Consider the following 12,897-nt stretch of genomic DNA (forward strand, 5'->3'; position numbering starts at 1 on the left):
AGTTGTATTATTAGCACTTACATTACCAGTCTCATTAGAACTAGCAATAACAATATTAGTAAAATTACCAGATTTAACTGTTTTAAATACAACAGTGAAGTTAACAGACTCACCAACACCTAAAGTATTAGCATAAGTAAAAACATCACCATTTTTAGTCCAATTAACACCAGTAAAATTAAAATAACTTAAACCAGTATAATTAGACTCAAGAACAGAAACGCCAGTTAAATTACAATCACCAGTATTAGTAACAACAACAGTAAATGAAGTTAAATTACCAACAAATACAACAGGATTATTAACAATCTTAACAACAGTCATATTAGGAGTAAATACAGTAGTAATATTTGAAGAATTACTAAATGTATAATTTCCAATTCCAGAACTAACATTATTTACAAATACACCAGATTTGTTTGTACTAAATATAATAGTTAAATCTGCAGATTGATTTGGTTCAAGAGTATCATTTAATATCCAAGTATTATTAATTGAATTATAAGTCCAATTATAGTTAGATTCAAATGATTTATAATTTAAACCATTAAAATCATTATCACAAACAAAAATTCCAGTTAAATTACAATTTCCATTATTAGTAACAGTAATGTTAAATTTAGTATCATTTCCATTAAATACAACTGGAGTAATTGTTTTTTTAATGACAGTTTCATTAGCACCTTCTAGAACTTTAAACATAAATGCATTTTGTGTTCCTTGAGGTGTTATAAGGAATTTAAAATTATAAATATTAACAGTTCCATTATCAAGAACTTTAACAATATTTTTACCATTAATCCTTAAACCTGCATTATATTTAGCAACAACATCTTTAATAATAGTATTATTACTATTTAAATAATCTTCATCAGTTAAAATACTTATTTCAGTTTGTAATGAAGTACCATTATAATATTCAAAAATTAATATTTTAAATAAATCTGATACATTATTACCATTTAAACTATTAAATATTGTATAATCATCAAAGATTACACCATTAATTATTGAATCAGAATATTTTTCTGCACAATAACCAAGGTAACCATTATCAAAAACTGTTAAATTTTCAGTATAATTACCATTAACAATTCTATCATTATTATAAGATACTATTTTTATAGCAGAACTATTAGAATCAGTAATACTAACTTTATTTAAAGCAATTATTACACTATTATCACTAAAATTAGATTTAGTAATTGTAGAATTAATTGAATAAACTGTTGAACCTATTTTAGCTTTGTTATTAACAAAACTAGAATTAACAACAGTTACATTATCCATACTTATTGCTCCACCATAATTTTGAGCAGTATTATTTATAAATTTAGAATTACTAATATAATCATTTGTACCTCCACTAACAATAGCTCCACCATTATAATAAACAGCAACATTATTAGTGAAATTTGAAGATTCAATACTATTATTAGTACTATTTACAGTAAATAAAATAGCACCACCCATAATAGCAGAGTTATTATCAAAACTACTATTTATGATTTTAGTATTATTTGCCATAGCATATATAGCTCCTCCTTTAGTATAGGAAGAGTTAGATAAATTAATAAGATCTTTACCATTATTAGTAAAAACACAATTAATTATAGTGTTATTTTCTGAAGTTTCATCTTCATATGGACGGTATGCAATAGCACCACCTCTTGCACAAGAATTATTATCAAAGGTACAATTAATTACTAAATTATTAGATCTAGTAAACAATATTCCCCCACCTTTTCCAAGGGCAAGAATATTTGAAAAAGTAGAATTAATAATTTTATTACCAATACCATTTAATACTAATGCTCCACCACTCAAGTCACTACTATAAGCATTTTCACCAGTGAAATTAGAATTTACAATAGTTAATGGAATACCCTTACTATATATAGAACCACCTTGACCATAAGCTACATTTTTTATAAATGTAGAATTGTCAATGAATAAATTTAAACCTTCATTAAAAATTGATCCACCATGATTAGCTTGAGTTCTATAAAATTCAGAATCAACTATTCGAGTATTATTTCCAACATTGTAAATCCCACCAGCAAGACCTTTTGATGCAGAACAGAATCTAAATAATACATTCTTAAATAAAGTATTATTTGCAGTAGTATCGTAAATATAAACACCACCACCATATGTAGCATCACATAAATCAAACCAAGTATTGTTAAATACTGTATTATTAACATTTTTAGAAATAAATACTGCACCACCAGCAAGAGCTTTATTGTTTCTAAAAGTACAATTTGTAATAGTTAAATCACTTTTTTGAACAAATAATGCTCCACCATAATTATTAGTAAGTTTTCCATTTATAAGAGTTAATCCATCTAGAACAACATTTGGTGCATTTATAACAAATATTCTACTATTAGATTGGGCATTAAATATAGGATTAGCACCTCTAGCTGCTTTAAGAGTTAAAGATTTACTAATAACTAAATTTACATTATTTACACCAGAGAAGGTTCCATCATTTATAATAATTGTATCACCATTATTAGCATTATTAAGTGCTAATTTTAAATTATTATAAGGATTATCAGAACTTCCATTACCATCAGTTGTAATATTTCCTCCAACATAGTAAGTATTAGAATTATCATTTAAGGAATCATCACTTAAAAGATTAGAATTTGTACTATTACTTACAGTAGATAAATTAGATTGTAAATTTGTTGTGTTATTATCAGCAGCAGACACTACTCCTACACAAACTATAAGAAGAGTAAATAAAAGTAATACATATAATATTTTATTTTTTGAAATGATTACACCCCATATCAAAAATCTTATATTAATTCTAAGAATAAATAAAAGATTTTTTAAAATATTCATACTTTTAAAATCTCATCAATTAAATAGAAAATATATTCTATCGATTTTTAATAAATATTAAATTTAGCAATAGTAAAATGATTTAATAGCCAATACAAATAATTAAAAGCATTACTAAACTAAATCATACACTAATTATAAACTAAAAAAAATATTTATAAATAAGTTATTTATAATTCAATAGTAATAAACTTATTTGTTATTATAGAAACTAAATATTAGTTACTGAAATAAGAATAGTAAAATAAACAAAATAAAAGAAAATAAAAAAATAAATTGAAAATATCAATAAAAAAGACATAAAAATTAAAATATTTTAAAAAAAAAGAAAAAAAATATATACAATTAAACAAATTTTAAATCAAAACAATATAATAATAAGATTATTAAACTCATTTAAGAATTTAATCTAAATTTAACTTAAATAAAGATTTATTTATTAAAAAATTTAAGTTTTAAGATTATTTATTTAAAATTAAAGATAAATTTTATCTTAAAATTAAATAATAAAAAAAATACTCAATTTTAATAGAAAATAAAAAATTATAGATAATTAAAATTCAAAATTTTATAAACTTTTTTTAAAAATTAAACTCAAAACTTTAAATATAAATTCAAATTAAATAAATTCTATAAACATTTTAAAAATTAAACTCAAAACTTTAAATATAAATTCAAATTAAAACTTTTAAATAAAAATAAAATAATCACAAGATATACTCATAAAAAAAGAAAAAATTAAAGATTAAAATTATAATCTTTAATCACTAAATCTAGATTTAGTTTTATACCAATTTTCGTTTTTACTAGGTAAAACAGTGAACATAAGAGTTAAACCAATTAAAATTACAGTTAATATAACAAATACAATTAATTCTTCAAAGGTTCCTGTTTTTATTGTGTCAAATAATCCACCAACCCAAACAATAGCTACTACAATTGGTAAAAGATATTTAACAATGAAAATCCACCATTTACCTAATTTTATACTTTTACTATTCTTATTAAGTTTTGGTATGACATTTTCACATTTAAATATCCATGCAAATACAATACATTCAAAGAATACACCTATTAAAATAGCTATCTGATTAATATAGGCATCAACAAATCCAAGTAATGTTCCACCCATACCAGTAGCATAAATCATTGATACAACTGCACCAATAAGACATAAAACAGTCATTGTTTTATTACGACTCCATGCAAATTTATTTTGAATACCAAATGATAATGGTTCAATAGTAGAAAGTATACTTGTTAAACCTGCAATATATACTGTAAAGAAGAATGCAGGACCTAAAATATAAGCCCAGTTACCAAGTACATTAAATACAGTAGGATATGCAATAAATACAAGCCCAGTACCTTGTTGTACTAATTGATTAACTGCAACACCACTTCTTAAAGACATATAACCTAAAATAGAAAATACACCTAATGCACAGAAGTTTTCAAAACCACAATTTGCAATTACAACCCATAGAGTATTTGATACAAGATCACTATCATCTTTAGTATAACTTGCATAAGTAAATGCAATACTCATACCTAAACTAAGTGAAAAAATAATTTGTCCAAATGCAGCCATCCAAATATTAAAGTTTAATAGTAAACTCCAATCAGGAGCAAATAATTCTTTTAAACCAATACCTGCTCCAGGTAATGTTAAAGAGAATATTACAATAAGTACCATTATACCAAAAAGTAATGGTACAAGAATTTTACTTAATCTCCCTAAACCTTTTTCTAAATCCCTATGGGAAACATACCATACAATAAGCCAACCCACTAATATTGCAATAGCAATTATAGGAATAAATACACTTAAACCAGATGTTGAACTCGTTGATTGTAATAATGTTGTTGTAAAATAAGTATTAGGATTTGTTCCCCAAGATTTAAAGAAACTAAAAATTACATATAAACCATCCCATCCTAAAATACATGAATAATAAATCATAATCAAAAATACAGAAACAGGAATAAGCCAACCTAAAAATTCAAATTTACTATTTATCTTACGTATTGCCTTAGGAAATGAAGATTTGAAATTATATCCTACACTATATTCTAAGATTAAAAATGGAATACCCATAATTAGAATAGCAACAATATATGGAATATAAAATGCTCCTCCACCATTACTGTAAAGAACATAAGGATATCTCCAAATATTTCCTAAACCGACAGCAGAACCAATCATCGCTAAAAGAAATGAAAGATTACTACCCCATTCATTTTTATCCTCATTTTTATTCATAAAAAAACCTATCTTAAAAAGTTTTACAAAAAGTATTAAAAAATACCATATATATTTTGAACTTTAAAATTTAAAAAATTATAGTATTTTAATATAAAATCATGAAAAATTAAATAGAATTCAAAAAACATAATAAAATAAATATATGATTTGAAAAAATAGAAAATTAAGAGTAAATTAATTAAAATAAAAAAATATTTTATTAGATGTTTTATTATGGAAATTAAATAGAATTTAGTATAAATTATTAATAAATATCCTTTATAATAACATTTGAATAGCAAATATCATATTGATTCCTATAATTATAATAGGTATAACTATTTCAAGTATTTCTTCATTAGTTTTTTCAACTATTTTAGGACCAATTATTGCACCAATAATAGTACCAGAACATAATAAAAGTACAAGTGTAATATTTACTCTTCCAAGAAAACCATAACCAAAAATTCCACCAACTGAATTAAATATTAAAACAAAAATTGTTGTACCAATTATAGTTGTTGCTGTATATCCAAGTAATAATAATATTAATTGTATTGGTGGTGTACCACTTAAACCAAAAATACCTGCAAGTATTCCACCAGTTATTCCAAAAAGTGGTATAAATATTTTCTTATATCCTTTAATTCTTACTTTTGTTTTTTTCTCTATTTTTTCTTCAGATTTAAATTCATTTATAAAATTTCTTAAATTTACAAGTGCAAGTATTATAAATAATATTCCAAAAGCCTTTTTAAGAATATTTCCTGGTATTAAACTAGATATATAAATCCCAATAAATGTTCCTATAAATCCACTTATACCTAAAACAAGACCCATTTCCTTGTCTATATTTCCTTGTTTGTTATGATTGTATGCACCAACTACAGTTGTAGGTAAAACTGTTGCAAGTGATGTTGCAACTGCAGTTTGGATATCTACACCTAACATAATCAATATTACAGTGTATAATCCTCCACCTCCTCCACCTATAGTTGTAACTAATATTCCTATTAAAAAACCTATTATAGGTAATATTATAATTAAATTTTCATACATATTAAAATATTTAGATATATTAATACTTAAAAGTTTTATTCAATCTAATTTTCCACAGACATTAATATAGAAAAAATAACAAATACCAAAAAATTTATTCAATCCAATTTTCCACAAATTTTAATATTAAAAAACCTTTCAAAAAAGAAGTTTTATTAAATAAATTTAAAATTATAAAGATTTAAACTAAGATTAAATGAATATAAATAATAAAAAGCAAAATAAGATAATAAAAAATATCCTGTATAAAAATATACAGGATAAGTGTTTTTTTTAAACTTATTCAAAAAATAGATGTGGGAAATAATTGAATAAGTTAATAGACTATGTCTAAATAAAAAAACAATATAGGAATTATGTTGAATGAGTTCTTAAATCATCAATATTATCATTATAAATAATAATTAAATCATAAAAAAATTTTACCTTCAACATAGTAGAAACACAATATTTCTACAAATAATAATAGATGCTTTTAGTATATAAATATTTATGTTATTATACAATAAAAAATAAAAAAATTAAACAGTTAAAATAAAATTATTAAGAAAACTAATCAGTTAAATATGATTTAAAGAGCAAAAAATAAATATATTTAGGAATTATTGAAATAAGTTTTAATATATTCAAACAATCTTAAAAAAATAAAACAAATTAAAAGTAAAATAAAAAAATAAAAATAAGACAGCTGAATAAATAAAATAAATAAAAATAAGATATTTAAAAATTAAAAGTCATCATAACCAATACTTCCAAAATCATCTTCATATCTACTATAATAAGGATTAATATAATTAGTAGAATGTTGACCATTTGAACAAAATATAAAATTTAATTCTTTTTTAATTTTACAATGAATTTTATTAATCTGTTTTTCTCTTTCACGAGGTAAATTAGAAAATTTATTTGGTTTAAGCTTTCCATCTTTTGTATAACCAAAAGTTGGTGATTGCAGATATTTAGTATTCCCTCCAAGGAAATGATTATTCATATCATAATCATTTTGTATAAAACCCATTTCTGGTGCAATTTGATTGTGAATTCTATCAATTTCACAAGCTTCAATCCAACGTTTAAAAATATGACGTTTCTCACGAATACGTTTAGCATTATCTTCTTTACGTTTTAATTCTGCACACTTTTTATGCATCTTTTGAGCATTATGCCCTTTACTATAAAAAGGTTTACCACAATATACACATATCTTTTTTACCATAAAATCACTAAATAACTACTTTAAAAACATGACACTTATTTTTTAAATTTATTTAATAATATTTTTAACTATTTACTAAAATACAATATTTCAAAACATAAGAAAAATATTATCTAATTAGGACACATACTCAATTTAAAAATGGTTTTATTAAAAACATTAAAGTAAAAATACATTTTATTTCAATTAAAATAAATAAATTTTAAAAAATTAATATATTTTTAATAAGCTAGAAAAAATATAAAAATTCAATTTTAATTAAAATAAGAAGATATTAAAATTAAACTAAGAAATATAATATTTATTTAAATTCTAAATTTAATAAAAGATTTTATATAATTTAATAATAAAATTTTAAAATCCTATAAATTAATCTAGATTAATAATATTTAAGAAAAAAGTCTTTAATTAAGATAAAGAACAATATTATTTAATTAATATCATCATAAGATTGTTTAAGATAATATCTATTTCTCATTTCTGTTTTATCTCCATATTCAATAGCTTCTACAGGACAACCATTAATACATGAAGTACAATGCATACAATTATTACTCCATTGTGGAGCACTATTAATAAATGTAATATTATTTAATGGACATCTAGCAACACAAGTTGTACACTTAATACATTTATCATTAACATGAAAGTTTTTAGTACCTATAAGACTTTTATAGAAAAAGACATTCCCAATAGAAGATTGAATTTTACCTTTGAAAGAACTAGGCCTTCTAAAGAATTCTTTATTTTCTTTAATTTCATCGGCAATTGATTCAATTTTATTTTTTTGAATTTTTAAAGCTTTTTGAACATTAGGGTTTGATACAGGTGAAGTAGGATATAACATAATATAATTTGCAGGCATATTAATTGCATCAAAACCTTTAAGTTTTAAACCAATATTTTTACAGGAATTTTTAATATATTTTAAAGAATTACCTGGAGTTCCACCACAATCCACTATAACATAAACTTCATCAGATCCTTTAAAAGTACATTTTTTAATAAATTCATCAACAGGACGTGGAACTCTCCAAGCATAAATAGGTAGAACAAAAACAAATGGTTTATCAGATTCAAGTAAAACTCCCTCATCAGAAGATTTCATTAATGGAGTCAATGATAAAAGTTTATCATTAATTTTTTTAGCAATACCTTCTGCAATAAATCTACTATTTCCAGTTCCTGAAAAATATAAAATCAAAAATATCACCTTAATAATTAAAAATTTTTATATAACCATAATTTATTATAAATTTTCAAATATAAATTATTTACTTTTTATAGTATATACATAATTAATTAAATTAAAAATTAAAAGAAAATATAAACAAAATCAAAAAAATGAACAAAAATAAGATTAATTAAAAAATAAAAAACCTAAAAAATAAGATCCAATTAAAATAAAAAATATTAAAAAATAAAAAAACCTAAAAAATAAGATCCAATTAAAATAAAAAATATTAAAAAATAAAAAAAAACCTAAAAAATAAGATCCAATTAAAATAAAAAATATTAAAAAATAAAAAAAAACCTAAAAAATAAGATCCAATTAAAATAAAAAATATTAAAAAATAAAAAAACCTAAAAAATAAGATCCAATTAAAATAAAAAATATTAAAAAATAAAAAAAAACCTAAAAAATAAGATCCAATTAAATTAAAAAATATTAAAAAATAAAAAAACCTAAAAAATAAGATCCAATTAAATTAAAAAATATTAAAAAATATTAAAAAATAAAAATATGAAAATTACTAAAAGATAATAATTAAAAAATAAAAAAACCTAAAAAAATGAAAATTACTAAAAGATAATAATTAAAAAATAAAAAAACCTAAAAAAATGAAAATTACTAAAAGATAATAATTAAAAAATTCTATATAAATTTTTAATTAAATATCTTTTTTATAATTAAATACATCTACAACAATAGGTTTTGGTGAGAGTAAAATATCATCATTTAATAAACTATGAGTACATAATACGCATTGATTTTCTTTAAGGTTTGACAATTTATCTTTCCAATTTTTCTTAGAATCATCCAAGTTACTAATATTCTCAGATATTTTATTAAAAGTATTTGAACTAGGACTAAAGTATATTCTATCTGTAATATTATTAAGCTCTTTTAAAGATGCTTTCTCAAGTTCATCTTGAATAATAAATGCCATTGACCAACCATATCCATTACCCTTTTTAATTATTTTAGATGCAATAGTATTTTGACGTATATTTATATTTTCTGCATTATCTAATACTGCAAAAAAAGGGAATTCCCATAAACCTTCCATTAATTTATAATTCCATAAATCATTTAATATAACATCATAAACAAATCTTTGAGTAATTTTACTATATGGACTTAAATCAACTAATTTAACTTTACCTGAAAAATCATTTAGATATGACCAATCAAAGGTAGCACCACCATTAAATGGATCATCTTCAAATAAATCATTCATTTTTTTAATAACTTTATATCCATCAGCACGATATAATTCTTCTTTTAGTTTATTAAGATTAAGATGTTTATATTTCTGAAGAGATTTAATAAGAGTAATATAAATTAAACCTAATTCTTTAGGTTCTAAACTTTTAAAACTCTGATGACACCAAGAAATAAATCTTTGTGCAACATGAACATTATCTTCTTCAACAAAATCATCTTCAAAATATCTTAAAAATTTTTTAAATGGATTAAATGGTATTTTTCTAATATTTTTAGAATATTTATTACCAAGATTATCTTTAAGATAATTAAATTTACCATTACAATCTATAATAAAACTAGGTATATTATTATAAGATAAATCTACAATTAAATTCTGAACAAGACAATATTTACATGGACTTGCTTTACCTTCAATTATAATATTTTGACTTTCAAAATCAGGATTTCCATATTCCCAATAAAATTTATAATTACTTCCAGATGCTGTACCTAATAATGGACGAATATCTTTTAAATAATTATCTTCTTTAGATTCTTTATTTTCTATGGATATTTCCTTTATAACATTACCTTGAAAATCAAAAATCCATCCTTCAAATCCAAAACCTTCAATTGGTTTTAAAAAATTTGAATATTGTCTTTTATTGAAATCTATAATTAAAATATATATTTCATCTTCAAATTTATAAATTCCATCTTCAATTTCTTTAAATTTTGTATTTACATAATTTTTTAAAATTGGAATTGTCTCATTAAATTTAAGATCTTCATCAATACCAATTTTTTTAAGTAATAATGTTGTTTCGTTTTCCATCAAATATCCTCACTAATTTTTATAGAATTTGATAAAATTTTAAAAAAAAAGCCCTAAACAACAATACAGTATAAAATATAACTATAGTTATATTTAAGTTTTACTGAATATTAATAGAAAAGTAGAAAATATAAAAAAATAATTTATTAATAAAAATAGAATATTTACAAAAAAATTAAAAAATTAATATATCGAATATTAATTAATTTTTAAATATATAAAAGCATCCTAGAAATTTAAAATAGGAACAGTTGTATATTCTAAAAGACTTTCTCCATGGAAATTAAAAATCCAACCTTTACCATAACTTTCATTAGTTGGTTTAATTTCATCTTTACATTCTCTTGAAATAAAGTTTAAAGTTAAAACTGAAGTTTTATTCTCTAACCTATAAACTTTTGGTTTTATCATAGTAATTTTACTATCTAAAAAATCATCTAATTTTGGAATAATTTCATCATCATTTAATTTTTCATGAATATTAAGTTCATTTAATAATTTTCTATATTTGTTCATATACTCCCTCCTAATTAAATGATTAATAATTTTTAATAACTAAATTATGATTATTAAAAAGTTCATATAAAAAGCTTTTGATTTAAACACAATTAAAAATTAAACAAAAACATTAAATAATAAATAAAAAATTAGAAATAAATAAATTATTTTATAAAAATATTATAAAATTTAATATAAAATTATAAAAAAATGAAAAAAATTATAAAACAGAAAAAATAAAATTTTAAAAAGTTTTAATAGAAAAATATAAAGAAAAATTGAAAAATTAAAGGAAGAAGAATTGATAAAAAAGGTAAAATAAAATAAATAAGAGAGATTAATGCAAAATAAAGATTAAGAAATGAATTTAATAGATACAAAAATATGAAGATTATGAAATTAATATAAAAATCTTTTATAATAAAATAAAAAGCTTTAAATTATATTAATGAAAAATAATAAAAGTTTAATAAGCTTTTAACTAGATTAAAAGAAAATACAATTAACTAAAATGAAAATAGATAAAAATAAAACTATAGATATGAAAAATTAAAAATATATTAATATAAACTTAATTAAAAAGTTGTGAATCTCCAAATAATAGATATTTAAGTATATAAAAATAGAATTACTACCATAAACAGTAATAATTCTTTGTTTAATACTTAAATTACTAATATAAACTAGAAATATAAATTTTAAAATAAAAATAATAATAAAATAAACAATATTGAAAAATACAATATTAATAAGATTTATTTAATAAAATTAATAAAGATATTCATTTTATAAAAAATCAAAGATAATATACAAATAAAATAAATAAAAGAATATAAATCCAATCCTAAAAAAGAATTTAAAACAATTAAAAAAAAATAAAAAATTATTAAAAAATTTATTAAAAATCATACAAATACATAAAAAATAATACAAAAGTTAATATTAAAATTCACAAAAAACAATAATTCTAAAAAAAAATTATTTAAAAATAAAATTTAAATAATTTTTAATGATCTAAAAAAAACTTTTAAGATTCTATTTTTTATAATAATATAAATGATATTTATACCATAGTTTAAAGTTAAGAAAGTTTTTTGAAAAAAAATGATGATTTAATAAGATAAAAAGTTTAAGATTAAATTCCTACAATTAAAATTTTAATAAAAAAATATTAAATCAATATAAAACATAGATTAATTAATAAAATATAAATAAATATACATATCTTTATGATAAAATTAAAAAATAAAATTAAAAAATAATTAAATAAAAAATTCTTATTATTTATTTAAAATAAAAATTATAAAACCTAAAATAATAATAATACCTTATTTTAATAATATTAAAGAAAGAATATATAGGAATATAACTAATTTTTATTAAAATTATTTAATTAAAAAACACAAAATATCCAAACAAAAAAAACACAAAAAACAATATAACAACGTTATACAAAACAAGATAAAAAAAAGGCTAGCAGCGAAATGAAACTCCCATAGATACCTCCATAGTACTAAACAAAACGTAACAGACTTCACTTCTGGGATCGAAACGAGACCAGGTATAACCCCATCACTATGACCGCTAAACCTACAAACATAAACACGAACAATAACAATAAATAACAAAAAAAAGGAATCACAAAAAAAACAACAATCAAAACAAAAAAACAATAAATAACAATAAATAACAATCAATATTGATAATAATGATAATAAAAAACTACACACTTTCACCCAATACTGAAAACACTTAAC

The 12,897-nt window shown here is 20.6% G+C and carries 7 protein-coding genes and 1 rRNA gene; all 8 read right to left on the minus strand.

Annotation, left to right across the window (positions count from 1 at the left end):
- Nucleotides 1–2,805 (minus strand): DUF11 domain-containing protein (locus T523_RS03680; protein WP_198016023.1); only part of this gene is annotated, 2,805 nt, incomplete at its 3' end.
- 811 nt (nucleotides 2,806–3,616) lie between these two features.
- Entirely contained in the window at nucleotides 3,617–5,119 is a 1,503-nt protein-coding gene (locus T523_RS03685; protein WP_042707579.1) for a sodium-dependent transporter, read from the minus strand.
- A 261-nt stretch (nucleotides 5,120–5,380) separates the two neighbouring features.
- Nucleotides 5,381–6,160: a sulfite exporter TauE/SafE family protein gene (locus tag T523_RS03690; protein ID WP_042707580.1), complete on the minus strand. Its 780-nt coding sequence runs from the start codon at nucleotides 6,158–6,160 to the stop codon at nucleotides 5,381–5,383.
- 727 nt (nucleotides 6,161–6,887) lie between these two features.
- Nucleotides 6,888–7,376: a hypothetical protein gene (locus T523_RS03695; RefSeq protein ID WP_042707581.1), complete on the minus strand. Its 489-nt coding sequence runs from the start codon at nucleotides 7,374–7,376 to the stop codon at nucleotides 6,888–6,890.
- 430 nt (nucleotides 7,377–7,806) lie between these two features.
- Nucleotides 7,807–8,580 (minus strand): EFR1 family ferrodoxin, encoded by a 774-nt coding sequence (locus T523_RS03700; RefSeq protein WP_042707582.1) that lies wholly within the window; start codon nucleotides 8,578–8,580, stop codon nucleotides 7,807–7,809.
- Nucleotides 8,581–9,268: 688 nt separating this feature from the next.
- Entirely contained in the window at nucleotides 9,269–10,642 is a 1,374-nt protein-coding gene (locus tag T523_RS03705) for a hypothetical protein (protein WP_042707583.1), read from the minus strand.
- A 228-nt stretch (nucleotides 10,643–10,870) separates the two neighbouring features.
- The gene (locus tag T523_RS03710) at nucleotides 10,871–11,158 is read right to left on the minus strand and encodes a hypothetical protein (RefSeq protein ID WP_042707584.1); all 288 of its coding nucleotides are present in this window, start codon (nucleotides 11,156–11,158) and stop codon (nucleotides 10,871–10,873) included.
- A 1,453-nt stretch (nucleotides 11,159–12,611) separates the two neighbouring features.
- Nucleotides 12,612–12,729, minus strand: a 5S ribosomal RNA gene (rrf, locus tag T523_RS03715).
- Between the last annotated feature and the right edge of the window lie 168 nt (nucleotides 12,730–12,897).

This window comes from Methanobrevibacter wolinii SH (genome assembly GCF_000621965.1).
Classification (GTDB): Archaea; Methanobacteriota; Methanobacteria; order Methanobacteriales; family Methanobacteriaceae; genus Methanarmilla; species Methanarmilla wolinii.

Bases quoted from the DNA above. Each gene is read 5' to 3' on its own strand.
- T523_RS03690 (WP_042707580.1), bottom strand. From the start codon at position 6,160: ATGTATGAAAATTTAATTATAATATTACCTATAATAGGTTTTTTAATA.
- T523_RS03705 (WP_042707583.1), bottom strand. From the start codon at position 10,642: ATGGAAAACGAAACAACATTATTACTTAAAAAAATTGGTATTGATGAA.
- T523_RS03695 (WP_042707581.1), bottom strand. From the start codon at position 7,376: ATGGTAAAAAAGATATGTGTATATTGTGGTAAACCTTTTTATAGTAAA.
- T523_RS03685 (WP_042707579.1), bottom strand. From the start codon at position 5,119: ATGAATAAAAATGAGGATAAAAATGAATGGGGTAGTAATCTTTCATTT.
- T523_RS03710 (WP_042707584.1), bottom strand. From the start codon at position 11,158: ATGAACAAATATAGAAAATTATTAAATGAACTTAATATTCATGAAAAA.